The organism is Nonomuraea cavernae, from assembly GCF_040655715.1.
In the GTDB taxonomy this organism is placed as follows: domain Bacteria; phylum Actinomycetota; class Actinomycetes; order Streptosporangiales; family Streptosporangiaceae; genus Nonomuraea; species Nonomuraea cavernae_A.
Genome location: NZ_JBFAKL010000001.1, coordinates 262,425 through 282,493, shown reverse-complemented (window position 1 = coordinate 282,493; position 20,069 = coordinate 262,425). Strand labels below are relative to the sequence as shown.

14 protein-coding genes are annotated in these 20,069 nt (G+C 72.2%); 9 read left to right on the top strand and 5 right to left on the bottom strand.

The window, feature by feature from the left end; all coding sequences use genetic code 11:
- Nucleotides 1-145: 145 nt before the first annotated feature.
- Nucleotides 146-607, bottom strand: coding sequence for a hypothetical protein (locus AB0I38_RS01310; protein ID WP_358459972.1), 462 nt, complete (start codon nucleotides 605-607; stop codon nucleotides 146-148).
- 107 nt (nucleotides 608-714) lie between these two features.
- A complete protein-coding gene (locus AB0I38_RS01305; protein WP_358459969.1) occupies nucleotides 715-3,048 on the bottom strand; it encodes a WD40 repeat domain-containing serine/threonine protein kinase in 2,334 nt (777 codons plus the stop codon).
- 174 nt (nucleotides 3,049-3,222) lie between these two features.
- Here AB0I38_RS01305 and AB0I38_RS01300 point away from each other — a divergent pair, with 174 nt between their 5' ends.
- On the top strand, nucleotides 3,223-4,134 hold the full coding sequence (locus tag AB0I38_RS01300; RefSeq protein WP_358459966.1) for a hypothetical protein: 912 nt from the start codon (nucleotides 3,223-3,225) through the stop codon (nucleotides 4,132-4,134).
- 15 nt (nucleotides 4,135-4,149) lie between these two features.
- Here AB0I38_RS01300 and AB0I38_RS01295 read toward each other — a convergent pair whose 3' ends face one another.
- Nucleotides 4,150-5,100: a sulfotransferase family protein gene (locus AB0I38_RS01295; RefSeq protein WP_358459963.1), complete on the bottom strand. Its 951-nt coding sequence runs from the start codon at nucleotides 5,098-5,100 to the stop codon at nucleotides 4,150-4,152.
- 118 nt (nucleotides 5,101-5,218) lie between these two features.
- Between AB0I38_RS01295 and AB0I38_RS01290 the strand changes: the two genes are divergently transcribed.
- The 6 genes from AB0I38_RS01290 (at nucleotide 5,219) to AB0I38_RS01265 (ending at nucleotide 12,190) form a co-directional block, all read left to right on the top strand.
- The gene (locus tag AB0I38_RS01290; protein WP_358459960.1) at nucleotides 5,219-6,508 is read left to right on the top strand and encodes a lanthionine synthetase LanC family protein; all 1,290 of its coding nucleotides are present in this window, start codon (nucleotides 5,219-5,221) and stop codon (nucleotides 6,506-6,508) included.
- Between the two features lie 220 nt (nucleotides 6,509-6,728).
- The gene (locus AB0I38_RS01285; RefSeq protein ID WP_358459957.1) at nucleotides 6,729-7,064 is read left to right on the top strand and encodes a hypothetical protein; all 336 of its coding nucleotides are present in this window, start codon (nucleotides 6,729-6,731) and stop codon (nucleotides 7,062-7,064) included.
- Entirely contained in the window at nucleotides 7,061-7,588 is a 528-nt protein-coding gene (locus AB0I38_RS01280) for an NADPH-dependent FMN reductase (protein ID WP_358459954.1), read from the top strand. The genes AB0I38_RS01285 and AB0I38_RS01280 overlap by 4 nt, the downstream gene beginning before the upstream one ends.
- Before the next feature lie 295 nt (nucleotides 7,589-7,883).
- Entirely contained in the window at nucleotides 7,884-9,452 is a 1,569-nt protein-coding gene (locus AB0I38_RS01275; RefSeq protein ID WP_358459951.1) for a PucR family transcriptional regulator, read from the top strand.
- Between the two features lie 111 nt (nucleotides 9,453-9,563).
- Nucleotides 9,564-10,814, top strand: a complete 1,251-nt coding sequence (locus tag AB0I38_RS01270) for an NAD(P)/FAD-dependent oxidoreductase (protein ID WP_436838701.1) — start codon at nucleotides 9,564-9,566, stop codon at nucleotides 10,812-10,814.
- A gap of 104 nt (nucleotides 10,815-10,918) precedes the next feature.
- On the top strand, nucleotides 10,919-12,190 hold the full coding sequence (locus tag AB0I38_RS01265) for a phospholipase D-like domain-containing protein (RefSeq protein ID WP_358459945.1): 1,272 nt from the start codon (nucleotides 10,919-10,921) through the stop codon (nucleotides 12,188-12,190).
- A gap of 48 nt (nucleotides 12,191-12,238) precedes the next feature.
- Here the strand turns inward: AB0I38_RS01265 and AB0I38_RS01260 are convergent, their stop codons facing one another.
- On the bottom strand, nucleotides 12,239-13,489 hold the full coding sequence (locus AB0I38_RS01260) for a C39 family peptidase (RefSeq protein WP_358459942.1): 1,251 nt from the start codon (nucleotides 13,487-13,489) through the stop codon (nucleotides 12,239-12,241).
- Nucleotides 13,490-13,839: 350 nt separating this feature from the next.
- Here AB0I38_RS01260 and AB0I38_RS01255 point away from each other — a divergent pair, with 350 nt between their 5' ends.
- Entirely contained in the window at nucleotides 13,840-14,574 is a 735-nt protein-coding gene (locus AB0I38_RS01255) for a hypothetical protein (RefSeq protein WP_358459939.1), read from the top strand.
- A gap of 402 nt (nucleotides 14,575-14,976) precedes the next feature.
- Here AB0I38_RS01255 and AB0I38_RS01250 read toward each other — a convergent pair whose 3' ends face one another.
- Complete coding sequence (locus AB0I38_RS01250) at nucleotides 14,977-15,645, bottom strand: hypothetical protein (protein ID WP_358459936.1); 669 nt, start codon at nucleotides 15,643-15,645, stop codon at nucleotides 14,977-14,979.
- Between the two features lie 58 nt (nucleotides 15,646-15,703).
- Here AB0I38_RS01250 and AB0I38_RS01245 point away from each other — a divergent pair, with 58 nt between their 5' ends.
- On the top strand, nucleotides 15,704-20,020 hold the full coding sequence (locus AB0I38_RS01245; RefSeq protein ID WP_358459933.1) for a cation-translocating P-type ATPase: 4,317 nt from the start codon (nucleotides 15,704-15,706) through the stop codon (nucleotides 20,018-20,020).
- Nucleotides 20,021-20,069 lie beyond the last annotated feature (49 nt).

The window sequence follows — 20,069 nt, the reverse complement described above, 5'->3', positions numbered from 1 at the left end:
GAGGCGACGCGGCTGATGGAGCGCCAGGGGAAGCCCGAGGAGGCACTCGGCTGGCTGTGGGAACGGCTCGCCGGCGGCGCGGAGATCGCGCTCAGGTATCGGTGTCCTTAGGGTGGCGGGGCTACGGCGTCGCCGCGCTTGGGGCTCATGGCGCAGTCACCTCGCCGTGGTCCTCCTCTGGCAGCGGGGTGGTGAGTTGTGCGGTCAGCGCCGGGTCGGCCAGGATGCGGGCGGTGGCACGCCACTCGACGATGACCCGGTGCAGGGTGGCGTGAACGTCCAGGTCGACGGCGTCCCGCGTGGCGTCGAGGAGTTCCTGGACGAATTCCTGTGTCTCCTCTGCGGAAAGGTGCCGGGCCCACGGAAAGACAGTGGTCAGGGCGTGCAGGACCACGCCCATGCCCTCGTCGCTGGCGAGGAGCGCGGTGATCATGCGGGCCGCGACGTCGGCGGTCTCTTCCCGTTGTTGGTCGTGCTGGGCTGTGGAGATGTACAGGTCCTCTCCGTCGCGGCGCTTGATGTGCACGCGATGGAATCGGTCGATGGTCTCGGCCACCCGTTTCGAATGCTTGGACAGATCGGAGAACGGGACAGTGGGCGTGGTCATGCCGCATGCTACTTCGGAACACGTTCCGAAGTAAATCCGTTGTGCGGTCTTGAGCCCGACGGGCGGATCGCCGGTTCCTGGGAGGAGCCCCAGCGAGGCCGGGGGAGTCAGGCGGTGCCGAGGCTCCAGACTCGTAGGTAGTCGTCGGTCGCCGCCACGGCGACGGGGCGTCCGGCGAGCCGGGTCAGTGCCAGCGCCCGGATCGGCTCGACGTTCAGCCTGCCGATCGTCTTGCCGTCGCCGAGGTTCCAGACGCGCAGGAACGAGTCACCGGAGGCGGGGCTGTGGGCGGTGGCGGCGATGGGCACGCCGTCGAGCTCGCCCGCGACGAGGGCGCTGGTGCCCCGGTCGTCGGGGCTCCGGCGGCTGAACGTCCACTTGCCCGTACGCCTGCCGGTGGCCAGGTCGTAGACGCGCAGGGTGGCGTCCAGGTGCGTGGACACGACGACGGGCCGGCCCTTCAGCTGGCCGCAGGCCAGCCGCTCGATGCCGCCGACCTCGCCGGTGCCGAACGTGCGTATGTGCTTGCCCGTGGCCAGCCGCCACACCCGGACCTGGTTGCGGCCGTCTCCGGTGACGGCCACGTCGTCGTCGCCGAGCCGGCCGAACGCCACGCCGTTGACGCCCTGGAAGTGGCTGGTGATCGTGGAGCCGATCTGCCTTCCGGTGGCGATGTTCCAGAACCGTACGGAGCTGGTCAGGTCGGTCAGGGAGTCGTACTTCTCGGTGATCGCGATCGGTGCGGAGCCGAGGGTCAGGGCGAGGACGGGGTCGCGCAGCCGGCGCTCGGCGCTGGGATCGCCGTCCGGTACCCAGAGCCGGCCCGTGCCGTCGGGCTCCCCGGTCGGTGTCCACAGCCGGACCGTGCCGTCGGGGTGCCCGGTGGCCACCGCCGCCTTCCCGGCGACGGTGCCGCAGGCCACCGAGGTCGTTCTCGTGCCCGAGCCGCCGAGTCGGTGGGGCGCTGTCGCGGTGGCCGGGTCCCAGGCCAGCGCCGGCCCCTTGGCCAGGCCGCAGACCACGGTGGAGCCGGCGGAAGCGATGGCGACCGGTGTGCCGTTCAGGGAGACGGGCTCCCCGATCGGGGTGCCGAGCGGCAGGCCACCGGTCGTCGGGCCAGTCGTCGGGCCGGACGTTGGGCCGGACGTTGGGCCGGGGGTGGAGGTCGGCGTGGGCGTGGCGGGCCGGTCGGTGCCGGCCGCGACGGGCGAGGTGGATGGCGAGGCGGGGATGCCCTGCCCGCCTCCCGAGCGGATGAGGGCCACAGCGGAGACCGCCGCGGCGGCGGCCGCCGCGACGCCACCGATCATCACCCTGCGACTCATGGACCTGGCACCACGGGGCATGGTCGCCGCCCCGGACACGGCCCCGGCCCCGGATACGGCCCCGGGCCTGGACACGGCCCCGGGCCTGGACGCGACCTCGGCCCTGGGCATGGTTCCGGGCACGGCCCTGGGCACGGTTCCGGGCACGGACGCCGCCTCGGCCCCGGCCATGGGTGTGGCCCCGGTCTCAGGCGCGGCCCCGTCCCCTGGCGCGGACGCGGCCATGGGGGCGGCCTCGGGCGCAGCCGCAGCCGCAGCCGCAGCCGTGGGCGTGGCAGCGGCACCGGGAGTGGTGGGCGGGGGGAGTGAGCGGGCGCGGCCGGTCAGCCGCTGGAGCAGGGCGAGGGGTGTCGGGCGGGCGGCGGGATTCTTGGCCAGGCAGGCGCGGATCGGGTCGGCCAGGTGGGGCGGCAGGCCGGCGAGGTCGGGAGCGCCGCTCAGCACGCCGTTGAGCACGGCCGGGATCGTCTCGCCGGTGAAGGGCGGATGACCGGTGGCCGCGAACACCATCGTGCCCGCCCAGCTGAAGACGTCGGAGGCGGGCAGGACGGCCTCACCCCTGATCTGCTCGGGCGACATGTAGGCGGGTGTGCCGACCGGACCCGAGGCGCGCGTGGTGCCGTCGAGCGCCTTGGCGATGCCGAAGTCGATGACGATCGGGCCCTCGGGGCCCATCAGGACGTTGGCCGGCTTGAAGTCGCGGTGCACGATCCCGGCCTGGTGGATGGCGGTGAGCGCGGTCAGGGTGGAGATCGCCAGCCGGTCCAGCCCGCCGCCCGTCCGGAACCCTGAGGCGCGTACGAGCTCCTGCAGGGTGATCCCCGGGACGAACTCGCTCACGATGTAGGGCTGCTCGTCCAGCACCCCGACGTCCAGCACACTGGCCGTGCAGAACGCCGCCACCCGCTGCGCGGCCTCCACCCCGCGCAGGAAGCCCCGCCTGACGTCGTCGTCATGGCTCAGATGGCTGTGCAGCAGCTTGATGGCGACTTCGCGGCCCGAGCCGGTGACGGCGCGGTAGACCACGCCCTGCCCGCCCGAGCCGAGCACGCCGACGAGCCGGTAGTCACCGATCCACTCGGGATCGCCGGGCCGCAGCGGGCGTACGTCCGGCATGCGGCTCCCCCTTTTCCGACACAGGCGATCTCCCACCCTAGGACCGTCCTTGCCGTACGGGAAGGCGGGCGGATCACCCTGTTGTTCACGTAAAATCCCCTTGAAATGCATGGAATTCTAAAGGGGAGGCGAGAAGCCGTGTCCGGTCCCGTCTGGTGGCCTAACCTCGTGCCCATGTCGATGGATGAGGACGTTCGCCACCTTGCCGGTCTGCTGCCCGACCCCGACCGCGCGGCTGTCGCGGTCGTGCCCCCGGTCTCGGCCGATGGCCATTGGGCGGGCGCCCCCAGCGCGGTCGCGGCCGACGGGTTCGTTTATCTCGCCTACCGGCTGCGGAGACCTGTGGGCGAGGGCCGCGGCTACGCGGTCGCCGTCGCCCGGTCGGCCGACGGCGAGCGCTTCGAGACGCTGACCACGATCACCCGTGAGCAGATGGACGCCGAGTCGCTGGAGCGGCCCACGCTGGTGCGCGTGGCCGACGGCCGCTGGCGGCTCTACCTGAGCTGCGCCACCGAGGGGACCAAGCACTGGCGGGTGGAGGTGCTCGAGGCCGGCGACCCCTCGGAGTTCGACCCGGGCTCGCGCACCACCGTCCTCCCAGGTGACCCCAAGACGGGGGTGAAGGACACCGTGATCGTACGGCGGGGCGCGACGTGGCACCTGTGGGCCTCCTGCCATCCGCTGGCCGACCCCGACGAGGCCGACCAGATGGTGACCGACTACGCCACCAGCGCCGACGGCCTGGAGTGGACGTGGCACGGCACGGCGCTCAGCGGTCGCCCGGGAATGTGGGACGCGCGGGGCACCCGCGTCAGCGCCGTACGGTTCGAGGGCGATCGGGTGGTGGCCTTCTACGACGGCCGCGCCACGGCGGCGGAGAACTACGAGGAGCGCACCGGCATCGCCGCGGGCACCGATCCGGCCGCGCTGACCCCGCTCGGCGACGCCCCGGCAGCGGAGTCGGCCCACCGGGGCGGCGGCCTGCGCTACCTCGACCTCGTCGAGCTGCCGTCGGGCGGGATCCGGCTCTACTACGAGTACACCCGCCCCGACGGCGCCCACGAGCTGCGCACCGAACTGCGCTGATCGGGTCTTGACGGATCACGCCGGGGGCGGCCGGCCGTTCCGCGACTGGCGCTGACCGGGCGGCCGGGTCCCGACCAGGCCGCCCGAGCGTTCCCTGGGCCGCAGCCAGTCGCCGAAGTCCTGGCCGGTGACCTCCTGGAGCAGGTGGACGTCCGCCGCGAAGTAGGGGATGAGCAGTTGCCGCTGCTCCCAGGTCAGCGGCCGGCGGGAGTCGCCGCGGTGCTGGAGCAGCTTCTCGATGGGCTCGGCCAGGCCGGAGGGCACCCGGCGCCGGAACGAGGCCAGCAGCGCGTGCCGCGGGCTCGCGTCGGGATGCGCCGTCACGTTCTCCCTCGGGAGCACACTGACCAGGCCCTGGCGTACGCCGAGGAAGGCGCAGATCCGGTCGAGGGTCTCGGCGGGCCGGTCGACGAGGTCGCGGTAGCGGAAGATCAGCACCTGCTCGCGGGCGAACAGCGTGAACAGGTGAGCCAGCTGCTCGCCGTACCTGCCGAGTGCCACGTAGTGCCAGAAGTGCGCCCACCCGGCGGCGATCCGCCGCTCCTCCTCCGCGCAGGCGCGCACCACGTCGCCGATCGGCTCCAGCCCGGCCGACCACAGGTGCGTCCAGTTGGAGTGGGCCCGTTCGACGGGATCGCGCAGGATCACGATCAGCCTGGCGTGCGGAACGGCCTCGCGGATGCGCCGCTGCGCGGCCAGGTCGTACAGGTAGAAGGGAGTGGCCTCGCCGGTGAGGGTCCCCGGGGGCGCCACGGTGAACAGTTTCTCGTAGTCCGTGCGCCGCCAGACGTGCTCGCGGTAGGTTTCGGCATCGCCGGGACCGCCCGTGGTCGGGGGAGGCCCGTCGGTGAGGAAGTGCTTCGGCTCCTTGACGGGCGACAGGAAGAGGTCAGGATGCCGATGGAGAGCGGCATGCAGGGCCGTCGTCCCGGCCTTGGGGACTCCGATGATCAAGAAATCCGGCATGGGCACAGACGACCTCCCGATCTCAACGGTATCTATACCTATTTTCCTACCAAATATGTGGGATGCTTCAAGTATGGGTTTGGATGGAACCCGCTCACCGAGCGAGCATGAGACACCGTTGAACGCCGCCATCCTGGCCGGGAGATGGATCCGGTCGGCGGCCGTCGACGACCATCGCGGGCGGCACTGGCAGGCCAACCCCGATTCCCGGGGCAGGTCCGCCGTCGGCACGGAGCCCGCGTCCCTGTACGCCGGAGCCGCCGGCATCGTGCTGTTCTTCCTCGAACTCGCCGCGGCGACCGGGCACGAGGCCTATTTGGACGACGCTCGCGCCGGTGCCCGCTACCTCGCCGCCACCTGGCGGGACCAGCGAGATCTCACCTTCCACCACGGTCTGGCCGGAATGCTCGTGGCGCTGACCGAGGCCGGCTGGGCGCTCGGCGGCTTCGAGGAGACGGTCGCGGAGATGGCCGACCGGATCGTCCGCGCGGCCCGGCCCCTCGACGGCGGCCCCGGCTGGACGGGGGATCCCGCCCAGCGGGGCGACGGCGGGATTGTGCTCGGCCTGCTGCGGGCCGCCGCGGTCCTCGGCGTGCCCGCCTACGAGGAGCTCGCCGCCGAGGCCGGCGCGCGCATCGCCGGCCGGGCCGTCCCGGGTCACCGCTTCGGCGACTGCGCCGACCTGCCCACCGACGCCGTCACCCCGGGGTTCCTCTCCGGTACGGCGGGCACCGCCTTCCTCCTGGCCCGCCTCCACAGCGCCACGGGTGAGCGGAGTTTCCTCGACGCCGCCCGCAGGGGAGCCGACTTCGTCCGCACGGTCAGCGTCGTGACCGGCCGGTGCGCCGTCGTGCCGCACCACGTGCCGCAGGCGCGAGGGCTGCACTACCTGGGGTTCTGCTCCGGTTCGGCCGGGGTGGCGCGGATGTTCTACGAGCTGTACCGGGTGACCGGCGACGCCGGCGACCTCGACTGGGTGGTGCGCCTCGCCCGTGGCGTGACCGAGAGCGGCGTACCGCGCCGGCGCACGGCCGGGTTCTGGAACGTCGCCTGCCAGTGCTGCGGCTCGGCCGGCCTGCTGGAGCTCTTCGTCGGGTTATGGGCGGCGACCGGGCGGGAGTCGTACCTGACCTACGCCGCGACGCTCGCGAGCGATCTCGTCGGCCGCGCCACCGGCCACGATGACCAGGGGCTGCGGTGGTATCAGGCGTACCGCCGGCTACGGCCCGGCGAGGTGACGGCGGACACCGGCTACCTGGTCGGGGCCGCCGGGATCGGCGCCGCCCTGCTGCACTTCGACGCGGCGACGCGGCCGGACGAGGCCCGCCGCGTCATCCTCCTCCCGGACAATCCGTTTCCGGCCATCCCTGTCCCCACCACCACCCTGCGTCCCCACCAGAATCCGTAAGCTTCCATGTAAAACAAGTAGGGAATATTGACTTGAGTTCGGACTGGAGCGTACGTTTGGCGGCGGGTCGCCGTATTGACCTCCCACGCCGGACGGATCAAGCAGATGGCCGAGGTCATGCCAGACTCGGGCCGCCTACGGGACGGCGAGCACCGTCACCGCATCTGCACCCTGCTGCGCGACAAGGTCGCCGCGGCCCAGCGAGAGGAGGCGACTTCCGTTGCCTGAAGCCGCCACCCGTACCGAAGCGCCGCCGGAGTCCGGTGACGTCCACAGGTACGACCTGCCCGACGACGACGCGGAGCCGGACGAAGACGCCGAGCAGCCCCGAGCCCGCAGGCGCCCGTGGCGGATCCCGATCACGGCCCCGATCACGGCCCTGACCGCCGCCCTGACCGCCGCCCTGACCGCGGCCCGAGCCGCAGTTCCGTCCGACGCCAGGTCCGAGGTTCGGTCCGACGCCAGGTCCGACGCCAGGTCTGGGGTTCGGTCCGGGGTTCGGTCCGACGCCAGGTCCGTGGCGGCCGGGTCGTCGGGCGGGGTGGTGGTCTCGTGAGCGGCATCGTGGCGCTGGTCGGCAACCCCAGGAGCGGGTCCAAGACCCTGGCCGGGGCGGTGGAGGCGGCCGAGACCCTCGGCCGGCGTCTCGGCCACACCGACGCTCCCGACCTGATCGACCTGTCGGCGCTCGGCCCGCAGCTGCTCGCCGTCTTGCCGTCGCCCGCGGTGGAGGTGGCACTCGAACTCGTGGCCGGAGCCGACCTGGTCGTGGTCGCCAGCCCGACGTACAAGGGCACCTACACCGGTCTGCTCAAGGCGTTCCTCGACCGGCTGCGGCCCGACGCGCTGGCGGGCACGGTGGCGCTGCCCCTGCTCGTCATGGGTGATCCCCGGCACGCCCTGGCGGTCGAGGTGCATCTGCGGCCGCTGCTGGTGGAGCTGGGCGCCTTCGTGCCCACCCCTGGCCTCGCGCTGGTCGAGTCCGACCTGCTGCGCCTGGCCGAGGTGCTGGACGGCTGGTACGACCGGGTGATCCCGCAGCTGGGCGCGGCCGCCCAGGCGACACCGGCCACGCGCTGAGCAGCGCCCGGAGCCCACGCGCCACCAGCGCCCAAGACCGCGCCACCAGCGCCCAAGCCCGCGCCGCCAGTTCCCGGAGGCCGCGCGTCACGAGCGCCCGGCGAAGGCCGCGTCACCAGTTCCCGGAGGCCGCGCGTCACGAGCGCCCGGCGAAGGCCGCGCCACCAGTGACCGGAGACCGTGCGTCACCAGGGACGAAGACCCGGACGCGTGGTGAGCGTCGGGCGGTGTCCGGTCCGCCGTCACGTGTACGCTGCGCGGATGCGGCGCGACGACGGGGCAGGTGAGCGCGGCGATGCTGAAGCTGGATCGGCTGGTCAACGTTCTCGGGGGCTACGGGGCGAGGTTGTGGAGCGCGCCCGCGTCGCGTGACGTCGCGCTGCGCAGCGTGGTGGTGCACGACCCGACCGACCCTCGGGCGGCGACCGGTGACGTGTTCCTGGCCGTCGGAGTGGAGTCGGCGGCCGAGGCCGTCCGGCTGTCGCGGGCCGCGCGGGCGACGGTGGTGCTGGTGCGCGAGGGCACGGCGCTGGGCGAGAGGGCGCTGGGCGAGACGGCGCTGGATGAGACGGTGCTGGCCGAGGCGCGTGACGGCGGGGTCGCGGTGCTGCTGGTCGATCCCGAGGTGTCCTGGAGCCAGCTCTTCGGCGTGGTGTACGGGCTGGTGCTCGAAGGGCGCGAGACCGAGGCCGGGCGGGGGCCGACCGACCTGTTCGCGTTCGCCGACACGCTGGCCGGCGAGCTCGGCTACCCGGTGACGATCGAGGACCAGATGTCGCGGGTGCTGGCCTACTCGGGCTCCCAGCAGACGGCCGACCCGGTGCGCCTGGAGACGATCCTCGGCAGGCGGGTCTCCGAGGCCATGCACCGGCTGCTGGAGAGCAAGGGTGTCTTCGCGCACCTGGCGATCTCCGACGAGCCGGTGTTCGTCGAGCCGTCACCGGCCCACGGGCTGCGTGGCCGCATGGTGGTCGCCGTCCGGGCCGGGCGCGAGCTGCTGGGTTCGATCTGGGTGGAGTGCGAGCAGCCGCTGGCCGGTGCGCAGTGCACCGTCCTCGCCGACGGGGCGCGAGCGGTGGCGCTGCACCTGCTGCGCTCCCGGGTCAGCGCCGACCTGGAGCGGCGGGTCGAGTCCGACCTGGTCATCCAGTTGCTGGAGGGCACGGCCGACGTCTCCGCCGTGATCAGCCGGCTGGGGTTGCCTGGCGGGCAGTTCCGGGTGATCGCGCTACAGGCGCACATCGCCGAGGAGAGGCACGCCGCGATCCTGCTCGCCTTCGAGCGGGCGACCACGGGGTTCGGCTGGTCGCGGCCCGGTCGCAGCGCGCTGTTCGGCAACACGCTCTACACGGTGCTGCCCTCGGGGGGCGACGTCACGGCCGCCCTCGACTGGCTCGCCGCCATCGTGGCCGTGCTGCCGCGCCAGGTCACCGTGCTGGCCGGGGTGGGCGGCCCGGCGACGCCCGCGCAGCTCCCGGCGAGCAGGCAGGAGGCCGATGAGAGCCTCGCCCTGCGGGCGTCCCGGTCCGGGGGAGATCCGGCGGTCGTCTACGACGAGTCGTGGGACGAGATTCTGCTGCAACGGCTGCGCGCGGCCGCCTCGGCCGGGCGCGCTCCGGCGCGCGGGCCGGTGGCCGACCTGACCCGGCACGACGCCGAGCACGGCACCCGCTACATCGAGACGTTGCGCGCCTGGCTGGAGGCGCAGGGAGATCTGGCCGTCGCCGCCGGCCGCCTCGGCGTCCACCCCAACACGGTCAGATACCGGCTGCGGAAGATGGACGCCATCACCAACCTGCGGCTCGACCTGCCGGAGAAGCGACTGGCCATGATCATCGCGCTGGCGGTCCACCGGGGCGGGTGATTGTCGCGGCCGAACAAAAGCCGCATTAGGGCTTGTCCGAGATGTACAGCCCATTTCCGCTCCATACGGGCGATGCTCGCTCGTATACGGACATGCGAGAGCGGAGTGGCAATGAGCATCGACGGTGGGCCGCGTACGGTCGTGGTCGTCGGCGCCGGTGTGGTGGGCCTGTCCACCGCCTGGTTCCTGCAGGAACGCGGTGTCGACGTCACCGTGGTGGATCGGGACGGCGTCGCCTCGGGCGCGTCGTGGGGCAACGCGGGCTGGCTCTCCCCGGGGCTGGCCATCCCGCTGAACGAGCCCGGCGTCCTGCGCTACGGCCTGCGTTCCCTGCTCGACCGGGACGCCCCGCTGCACATGCCCTTCACCCCCGACGTGGGCCTGTGGTCCTTCCTCACCACGTTCGCCCTGCACTGCAACTGGAAGGACTGGGGCCGCGCGGTACGCGCCAACCTGCCGTTCAACGAGGAGTGCCTGGAAGCGTTCGACGTGCTCACGTCCAACGGCGTCGAGGCCCCCACGCACGAGGCGCCGATCATGGCCGCGTTCCAGACCACCCGCCAGGCCGTCGCGCTCCTGCACGAGCTGCGCCGCATCAACGACTCCGGGCTGGAGATCAAGTACGCCGCGCTCGAAGGCGACGACCTCTACGCCCAGGCGCCGCAGCTCTCCCAGACGGCCAGGGCCGGGATCCGGCTGGACGGCCAGCGCTACGTCGACCCGGGCGCCTTCACCCACGCGCTGGCCGGCGCCGTCACCGAGCGGGGCGCCACGATCAGGTCCGGCTTCCGGGTGACCGGCGTGAGTGAGGACCGCGGCGGGCTCACCGTCTGGTCGGACACGGGCGAGTCGGTCGCCGCCGACGCCGTCGTCGTGGCCACCGGCGCCTGGCTCAACCAGCTCGCCAAGGAGTGGGGTGTCCGGGTGCCGGTGCGCGCCGGCCGCGGCTACTCGTTCACCGTGCCCACCGACCAGCCCGTGCCCGGGCCGATCTACCTGCCGGCCGTACGGGTGGCCTGCACGCCGTACCAGGGCAAGCTGCGGGTGGCGGGCACGATGGAGTTCCGCGACGCCGACGCCCCGCTCTACCAGAGGCGCGTCGACGCGATCATCGCGTCGGCGAAGCCGCTGCTCAGCGGCGTCTCCTGGGAAGAGCGCACCGACACCTGGGTCGGCCCGCGGCCCGTCACCCCCGACGGACGGCCGCTCATCGGGGCCACCCACGTTCCCGGGATCTACGTCGCCGGCGGTCACGGCATGTGGGGACTCACCCACGGCCCGGCCACCGGGCGGATGCTCGCCGAGCAGATCACGACCGGCAAGCAGCCCGCGGCCCTGAGGGAGTTCGACCCCACTCGGTAACCGGGCGGGGCGAGATCACGGAACCACGTTGACAGTAGATCGTCAGCGGCATGACATTCGGAGTCACCACACCCTGTGCATCCTCACGGGAAGGGACTCCCCGCATGCCGACGAAGAGTTCGACTGTCATCGTGGCGTTATGCCTGGTCGCCTCGTTTCTGGTCACCGGACCGGGCGCCCAGGCCGCCCGGCGGGCCGCGGCCGTCAGCGGCCCGCCCGTCATGAACGGCCCCGTCTTCAACGACCCCACGGCCGACACCGGCACCCCGGGCACACCGAGCGCCGCGCAGTCGGCCGTCATGGACCAGCTGATCCGGCTGATCCAGGCGACCCCGTCAGACGGTGAGATCCGCTTCGTCAACCACCAGTTCTCGCCCGGTCAGCGGTCGAGCGAGGTGGCCGCCGCGCTCGTCGCCGCCCGCGGCCGGGGCGTGCGGGTCAAGGTGATCCTCGACAGCATGGAGAACGGCGCCAACGACGTGATCGCCGCCCAGCTCGCCTCGGCCCTCGGCACCTCCGAGACGGCCGGCTCGTGGTTCGTCCAGTGCGAGTATCCGAACCCCGCGACGGTCAACCGCGGCTGCATCGCCCGCAACTACCTGCACAGCAAGTTCGCGCTGTTCTCCAGCGTCGTGGTGGACGACGTCACGTATCCGAACGTGGTCTTCCAGACCTCGTCCAACCTGTCCGACTGGTACCTGTACAACTCCTTCAACGACGCCTACACCTTCTCCGACGCCGCCGTCTACACCGGCTACGGGCGCTACTTCGAGGACCTGCGGGCGGGCCGCCGCGTCGCGGTCAACCCCGGCTACTACTGGACCACCACGACCGGGTCGACGTACCGGGCGAGCTTCCTGCCGAGGCGCGTGGCCGCCGGCGACCCCATCGTCAACATCCTCAAGCTGATCCGGTGCTCCTACCAGGACACCGACGGCGTCTACCGGCAGACCGACATCCGCCTGGCGCTGACCGCCTTCAACAAGAACCGCGTCGCCATCGCCAACGAGCTGCGCAGGCTCCGTGGCGAGAACTGCTGGATCGACATCGTCTACTACGACAACGCCCCGGGCGACGACCGGAACGTCGACGACACCGTCCGGCAGGTGCTGGCCCAGCCGGCCAACGGCAGGTACATCCAGGTCACGCCGTGCCGGATCAGGGTCGGCAGCCGCGACGTGGTGCCGCACAACAAGCTCATGATGATCGACGGCTTCTACGACGACGACATCACCCCGCGCGTCTACACCGGCAGCGCCAACTTCACGCACCTGGAGAACGCGGACGACGCCCAGGTGCGGATCTCGGGCCGACTGCCGCACACCACGTACCTGAACTGGTTCTACGGCCTGCGCCGCGCCTGCGGCCGCCCCTGACGCCGGAGTCACCGGTGGGCGCCGCGACCGGGCGCCCACCGGCGCGCGTCACCAGTTGGCGGGCAGGCCCGGGGTCGAGGCGGGCAGCGCGTGGCCGGGAGGGCGGATGACGTAGACGATGCCGCCACTGCTGGAGCTGCGAAGCCAGACGTTCTCGAACGCGGCCCGCGGATAGACCCGGCGCACGGCGGTGTTGCTGGAGGAGGCGGGGTCGTTGGCGATCACGTCACCCTCGGCGGTGAAGCCGACCACCACCATGATGTGCCCGTTGGTGCCGTATCCCGCCCCCGGCAGCTCATTCTTCTTGAACGACTGCGAGGTGATCACCGGGATGCCCGCGCTGATCAGGCGCTCCAGCTCCGTGAGCGAGCGGAGCCGGGTGACGAAGCCGTCCATCCCGTAGCGGCCGGCGTAGGCGGTGTTGAACGGCCAGTTGCCCGCGCCCTCGTAGGCGTGGTCGTAGGTGAAGCGGGCGGCGTAGTCGACCTCGGGATCGGGGTCCGACGGGTTCACCCAGGCGGTGTCCTCGGCACTCGGCCACCGGTCCCAGAAGCCGAGGACCATCGTGGTGGACGTCGGGCTGCACCAGGCCTGGCCGCCGCCGTCCCATTCCGGGTAGTGGCCCGCGTGCACGTTCTGCGAGCGGCGCGGCACGGCCAGCTCGGTGCCCCACGCGCCGCCGCCGGGGCTGACCGGGACGGTCTTGCGCTCGGGCACGTACGAGGCCATCGCGCCGAGGGTCCGCACCCGCGGCTGGATGGTGGAACCGGGCGTGCGATAGAGCGTGAGGCGCAGCTGGTAGGACTCGATCCGCTTGCCCGCCGCCGCGACGAGCGTGTCGACCGCCACGGTGCCGTCGGCGTCGCCCTGTCCCGGCACCGAGGTGCGGCGGATGTCCGCCTCCTCGTAGGCCCAGCGGCCGAGCACGTACCACTTGGTCAGGCCGGACGCGTGGCGGGTGCGCGCCTCGACCTGCAGCCAGCTGCCCCGCGGGACGTGGGCCGTCCAGGAGGCGATCAGTTCGGTGGCGGCGAAGCCGACCGCCCGCTCGGGGCCGGTCCAGCGGGCGTATTCCCACTGCTTGGTGCCGAGCGCGTCGGTATAGGAGGTGGTGCCGGCCGCGGTGGCGAACGACAGCCCGTTGCCGGACGTCGTGCCCTCGGCGGTGCCGGCGGCGAAGTCGGCCCGCTGGAAGACGACGTCGGTGGTTTCGGCCGCGGGTTTGACCCCGGCCGAGACGGGCGCCGTCAGCGCCGTGGCCAGCAGGACGGTGGAGACGAACACGGGCAGTGTGCGCATGGACCCACCTTCTCGGACGATGCTGAATCGGGCCGAGAGTAGGCACATCAGGCATGAAGCGCATCGGGCGATCTACGTATGGCTGCTCTCCCCGCGTCGTCGGAGCGGCCGGGGGAGTGGGGTCCCTCCATGCCGTCGTACCGGAAGGAGGGTGGGCGGCCTGCGGTTTTTCCGACTCTTTCCGGGTTCCGGGAAGTCGGATTCGGTGTGGCGTCGCGGGGCCACTTGAGGCAACTGTAAGCATCTGAACCGTCACGTTCGGTTCGTCCGGCGGGGACTGGCATGGGCCGTACGTCCGGCCAGCGGGTTAGTCGCGGCCACGGGCCGCGTTCCGGAAGGAGCGGTACTTCATGTCCACACTCAGTCCCCGAACCAACGCCCCGGCTCCGCGTGCCCGGCCGACGAGGAACCGATCGATCAGCGGGCTGGCGATGTTGACCATGGTGGGCTCGCTGTCCGTGGCCCTTGCCGTGCCTGCCGGGGCCATACCTCGCGATGACGAGACGACGACCGACGAGACGACAACGGACGAGACGACGACTGACGAGACGACGACCAGCGAGACGACGACCAACACCAAGAAGAAGTCCAAGAGGGTGGGCAAGGTCCGAGACATCGCCTGCGCGCCGCACGTCTTCTTCAGGGTCCGTTCCCTGCAGCCGAGAAACTTCTTCATCCCCCGGACCCGCTTCATCGACGGCCCAGGTGGCGAGATGACGGTCTCGGTCACCCGGGAGCACGAGGTGCGCGCCTTCATCGAGACCGAGAACGAGAAGCTGAAGTCGATCACCACCGACGATGTCGTCAGACAACTGCGCCAGATGCTGCTTCCCCATCTTGAGGTGCGGCACATGGTCTTCGTCGGCCACGACTACACGCAGAAGATCAGCAAGGGCATGTACGGCAACATGTGGTACCGCGTCTTCGGCTACCGCGTCGGCTGGTCGGCGTGGCAGCGGCTCGACAACTGCCGGCAGGTCCGGGTCAACACCGGCATAGCCAACATTCCGTCGCGGGTGGAGGGCTGGCGCTACTGGGAGACCAAGCACCCGATGTTCAAGGGGCGAATCCTGTCCAGCAAGTGAGGGGTGGTGGCGTAGATCGAAGTTTAGGTCTGCAGAGAACGCCGAATACCTTCCATCCGGAATAACGCGACCGGCGTAGGAAAGGGACATACGGAGAGTCGCTGCCGCGGGTCTCGCCGTCCTTGGCTCTGGGCCAGGGATAGGCGTCGGAGGAGGAGCCATGGCGGAAACCAAGACGCGCCCATCTCAGGAGCGTTCCGGGTCAAAGAACGGCCACAAGAAGGAATACACCCTGGGCCTGCCCATGATGACCATCCAGGTGCGCCCGCCGGACGTTCACATGCCGCACATCAGCGCGCCCCCCATGCCTCACGTCCAGCTGCCGCGCATCAGCAAGCAGGAGCTCGACCAGGCCATGGACATCGCCAGGTCGTTCCTGCCGCCGCCGGAGCGGATCGCCTACTACGGCGCGCTCGGCGCGCTCGCGGTGTTCGGCGTGCTCGAATGGCCCGTGGCGGCCGCGATCGGGGCGGGCGCGATCATCGCGCAGCGTTCGCGTTCGGACCGAGTGACCAGATCCCCGCTGCGCCGGACGCCGGCGACGACGCCCGGCACCGCGAGCAGGACCGGCCAGGCCGGCGAGAAGGCCGAAGAGAAGGCTACGACGACGCGGAAGCCCTCGACCTCCCGAAGCCGGACGTCCACCGCAGCGAGCCGGGCATCTACCGCAGCGAGCAGGACGTCGGCGTCGCGGAGCGGTTCCTCGTCCACGACCAGAACGCCGGCCGCGCGGAGCGGTTCCTCGTCCCCGAGCCGGACGTCGGCCGTACGGAGCAGGGCGACGGCCGCCGCGCGCAAGGCGGCGGGACAGGCCAAGCAGACCGCGTCCACCGCACGGCGGAAGTCCGCATCGGCCAAGCCCGCATCGGCCAAGCCCGCATCGGCCAAGCCCGCATCGGCCAAGCCCGCATCGGCCAAGCCCGCATCGGCCAAGCCCGCATCGGCCAAGCCTGCTTCGACCAAGCCTGCTTCGGCCAAGCCCGCTTCCGCCAAGCCCGCATCGGCCAAGCCTGCTTCCGCCAAGCCCGCTTCGGCCACCACGAGCGGGCAGAAGCGAACGGCCGCGCGCACGGCCGGCTGAACCTGAGGCAGCCGATCCGATACGAGAACACCGTCGACAGGAGGCCGCATGGCGGTGTTCGATCTGTTGTCCGTCGAAACCCTGCTGAACATCCTCCCCGAGCCGATACGCGGCCTCGTCCCGCGCCCCCGCCACGTACGGGACTGCCCGGGGGGAGTCCGCGTCGAGTTGCGGAACATCGGCGGCCCGGGCACCGAGCGGGAGGCGCGCGCTCTGGAGGAGCGGCTGCTCGCGCTCGGGGTGGCGCGGGCCGAGGTCAACGGCACGCTCGGCGGCGTCTTCGTGGGCTGCGAGGCGGGCGACGTCGACCTGGACAAGCTCCTCGCGGTGATCGAGGAGTACGACGAGGACGGCGGGACGGCGGGCGTCGCCCGGGTGCTCGACGGCATGGAGCAGCAGGCCCGTGCGGCGGCGAGCCTGGCCCTGAACCTCGTCGGCACCGGGCTGGCGGTCACCGGCCGGCTCGCGCGCGTTTCGATGCTGCCCATGGTGGTGCCCACCTTTCTCGCGGCGGTCGACGAGACCCCGCGCCTGCGCCATGAGCTGGAGCGTCGCCTCGGCAAGCCCGTCGCGGACACGGTGCTGGCCACGGGCCGGATCGTGGGCACCACCCTGGCCGCGCGGCCCGTGTCGATGCTGATCGACTCCACCGCCGCCATGAGCCGGTACCTCGCCATGCGCGCCGGTGCCCGAGCTTGGGCGGACCGGGAAGAGGAACTGGCCGCCATGACCGGGACGTACCGGAACATCCCGGTGCCCGAACTGCCGCGCCCGGTCCCGCTCGCCCGCGGCCCCGTCGAGCGGTACGCCGACCTGGCCAGCGCGACGGCACTGGCCGTGTACACCGTCACCGCGGCGGTGGGCGGCGACCACGAGAAAGGGCTGTCGCTGCTCATCGGGGGCATGCCCAAGGCGACCCGCATCTGCAGGGACGCCTTCGTCAGCGGGCTGGTGCGCGCCCTGTCGGCGCGCGGCGCGATCGTGCTCGACCTGTACGCGCTGCACCGCATGGACCGCGTCGACACGGTGGTGATCGACGCCACCGCGCTCATGACGGGCGCGTGGACGATCGACGATGTCCACACCCTGCTCCCGGACGTGGATCTGGACGATCTGCACGCCCGCCTCTACACGCTTCTCGACCTCGCCGACCCTTCGGCGCGGCGCGAGCACGACGGGTGGACCGCCGTGCCGTGGGACGCCTCGGACGGCCCCGCGCCACCGGAGCGGTGGCAGGAGGGGAGCCGCACGGTCGTGGTGTCCCACGAGGGCACGGAGATCGCCCTGGTGGGCCTGGCCAGGGAGCTCCACCCGATGGCCGAGGCCCTCGTCGCCGCGCCGAAGGACGTCTGTGAGGTGATCCTGGCCGGTGGGGAGCCCGGCATCGGCCGACGGCTCGGCGTGGGCCGGACCGTCGAGGGCGGATCCCGGCTGGTCACGTCGGTGCGGGAGCTCCAGCTGGAGGGCCGCGGCGTGGCCCTGGTCTCGCAGCGGTCGAGGCGCGGGCTGACCCAGGCCGATCTGGCCATCGGGGTGCTCAGCCGGTCGCGGTGGATCCCGTGGGACGCGGACGTGATGGGGGAGCTCGACGGGGTGCATCTGCTGCTCCGGAACCTCCCGCTGGCCCGGCGGGTGAGCGGGCGCGCCGCATGGGTGGCCGCGACGGGCGCGGTCGTCGGGACGGCTCTGTCGTTCGCGGGGCCCGCGCCCAGGGTGGTCTGGCGCGCCCAGGTGGTGCGTGACTGCACGTCGGCGGTCGCGTTCGTCGTCGGCCACTGGGCGGGCCGCGTCGTCGGGAGGGGAGCGCCGCCCATCTACGCCGACACCACGCCCTGGCACGCGATGGCCGCCCGCGACGTCCTGGCCCGGCTGGAGACCTCGCCCAACGGCCTGACCGAGGCGGAGGCCGCGAGCCGCCGGGTGAAACCGGCGATGAAGGACGAGTTCCATCCCAAGTCGCTGCTCGGCGCGGCCCTGGAGGAGCTGGCGAACCCGCTGACCCCCGTTCTCGGCGCTGCCGCCGGGGTGTCGGCCCTGGTCGGCTCGGTCGTGGACGCGCTCCTGATCGGCGGCGTGCTGGGCGTCGACGCCCTGATCGGCGGGGCTCAGCGGCGGGGCGCCGACCGGGCGCTGCACCGCCTCACCGAGGCGACGGCGGTGACCGCGCGCCTGCGCCGGCCCGGCGGCGTCGAGGAGGCCCTGGCCGATGACCTCGTACCGGGAGACGTGATCGAGCTGCGGGCCGGCGACGCCGTGCCGGCGGACGCCAGGCTGATCAAGGCGTCCAGCCTGGAGGTGGACGAGTCGACGCTCACCGGCGAGTCGCAGCTCGTGTCCAAGACGACGACGCCGACCGCGGCGGCGGCCGTCGCCGAGCGGAGCTCGATGGTCTACCTCGGCACCACCGTCGCGGCGGGCAGCGGCCGCGCGGTGGTCGTGGCCACGGGCGACCTGACCGAGTCGGGCCGGACCGCCCGGCTGGCCCGGCAGGAGGCGCCGCTCAGCGGCGTGGAGCTGAGGCTGCGCGCGCTGAGCCGCCGCATCCTGCCCGCCGCCGTCGGCTCCGGCGTGGCGCTGATGGGCATCGACCTGGTTCGCGGCACGCCGCTGGCCACCGCGCTCGGTCCCGCGGTGAGCATGATGGTGGCCGCGGTGCCGGAAGGACTGCCGTTCGTCGCCACTGTGGCGGAGCTCGCCTCGGCCAAGCGGCTGGCGAAGCACAACACCCTGGTACGCAACCCGTCGACGATCGAGGCGCTGGGCCGGGTCGACGTGCTCTGCTTCGACAAGACCGGCACCCTGACCGAGGGCCACATCAGCCTGGGCCAGGTGTCGGACGGGTGGTACGAGCAGCCGCTGGCCGAGTTGAAGCCCGAGATGAGAGGCATCGTCGCCGGGGCGCTCCGCGCGGGGCCCCGGTTCGGCGGCGGGCGGGTGATCCCCCATCCCACGGACCGGGCCGTCGTGGAGGGAGCCCAGAGCGCCGGCGTCACCCCCGACGAGGGCCTGACGGAGTGGCGCCGGGTCGACGAGCTGCACTTCGAGCCGGCGCGCGGCTATCACGCGGTGCTCGGCCTGTCCGGCACCGGCCACCTGCTGAGCGTCAAGGGCGCGCCCGAGGTGGTGCTGGGCCGCTGCACGTCGCTCGTCAGGGACGGGCGGACGATCCCGCTGGACGACGCGATCATGCGTGAGCTGGAGCAGGAGGTGGACCGGCTCGCCCGGCGGGGCTACCGGGTGCTCGCGGTGGCCGAGCGGCCGGCCTCCAGCCGCGCGGATCTCGACGAGGACCGCATCGAGCGGTTGTCCTTCCTCGGCTTCCTGGGCCTGGCGGATCCGGTGCGGCCGACGGCCAAGCGCAGCGTGGAGCAGCTGGTGCGGGCCGGCGTCCGCGTCGTCATGATCACCGGAGATCACCCCAGTACGGCAGAGGCCATCGCCGCCGAGATCAACGCGGTCAACGGGCTGCGGGTGATGACCGGTCCCGAGATCGACCGTCTCGACGACGACGCGCTCGCCGAGGTGCTGCCGCACGTGGCGGTCTTCGCGCGGACCACCCCCGAGCACAAGGCGCGGATCGTCACCGTGCTGCGGAGCACGGGCAAGGTCGTGGCCGTCACGGGCGACGGCGCCAACGACGTGCCGGCGATCCGGCTCGCCGACGTGGGCGTCGCCCTCGGCGCCCGCGCCACTCCCGCCGCCCGGTCGGCCGCGGACATCGTCGTCGCCGACGACCGCATCGAGACCATCATCGACACGATCGTCGAGGGCCGGGCCATGTGGGGCTCGGTCCGCGACTCGCTCGGCATCCTGCTCGGCGGCAACGTCGGCGAGATCGTCTTCACGCTCGGGTCCAGCCTGCTGACCAGGCGCAGCGCGCTGAACGCCCGCCAGTTGCTCCTGGTCAACCTGCTGACCGACATGCTGCCCGCGATGGCCGTGGCCGTCCGGCCGCCGAGCGCCACCAGCCCCGAGAAGCTGCTCGCCGAGGGGCCGGAGGCCTCACTCGGCGCCGCGCTGACCCGCGACATCTACCTGCGCGCCCTCGCCACGGCAGGAGGGGCCATCGCGGCGTGGATCTTCGCCCGCGCCACCGGCACCCGGGGCCGGGCGGACACGGTCGGACTCATCGGCCTGGTCGCGGCTCAGCTCCTGCAGACGCTGGCCCTGGGGCACCGCGACCGCACGGTGGTGCTGGCCTCGCTGTCGTCGCTGGCCGCGCTGGGGTTGATCATCTCGATACCGGGCGTCAGCCAGGTGTTCGGCAGCCGTCCGGTCGGCCCGGTGGGCTGGGGGATCGGCCTCGGTTGCGGGGCGGTGGCGGCGGTCGTGGCCGGTCTTATCGAGAAGGCCGTCGCCGGATAGACACCATCAGTTCACCCGGTCGTCGCCTGGCCTTCCTCTCCACAACCAT

Coding starts and splice junctions, on each gene's coding strand:
- AB0I38_RS01310 (WP_358459972.1), bottom strand. CDS start 607: ATGACCACGCCCACTGTCCCGTTCTCCGATCTGTCCAAGCATTCGAAA.
- AB0I38_RS01305 (WP_358459969.1), bottom strand. CDS start 3,048: ATGCCGGACGTACGCCCGCTGCGGCCCGGCGATCCCGAGTGGATCGGT.
- AB0I38_RS01300 (WP_358459966.1), top strand. CDS start 3,223: ATGTCGATGGATGAGGACGTTCGCCACCTTGCCGGTCTGCTGCCCGAC.
- AB0I38_RS01295 (WP_358459963.1), bottom strand. CDS start 5,100: ATGCCGGATTTCTTGATCATCGGAGTCCCCAAGGCCGGGACGACGGCC.
- AB0I38_RS01275 (WP_358459951.1), top strand. CDS start 7,884: ATGCTGAAGCTGGATCGGCTGGTCAACGTTCTCGGGGGCTACGGGGCG.
- AB0I38_RS01270 (WP_436838701.1), top strand. CDS start 9,564: ATGAGCATCGACGGTGGGCCGCGTACGGTCGTGGTCGTCGGCGCCGGT.
- AB0I38_RS01265 (WP_358459945.1), top strand. CDS start 10,919: ATGCCGACGAAGAGTTCGACTGTCATCGTGGCGTTATGCCTGGTCGCC.
- AB0I38_RS01260 (WP_358459942.1), bottom strand. CDS start 13,489: ATGCGCACACTGCCCGTGTTCGTCTCCACCGTCCTGCTGGCCACGGCG.
- AB0I38_RS01255 (WP_358459939.1), top strand. CDS start 13,840: ATGTCCACACTCAGTCCCCGAACCAACGCCCCGGCTCCGCGTGCCCGG.
- AB0I38_RS01245 (WP_358459933.1), top strand. CDS start 15,704: ATGGCGGTGTTCGATCTGTTGTCCGTCGAAACCCTGCTGAACATCCTC.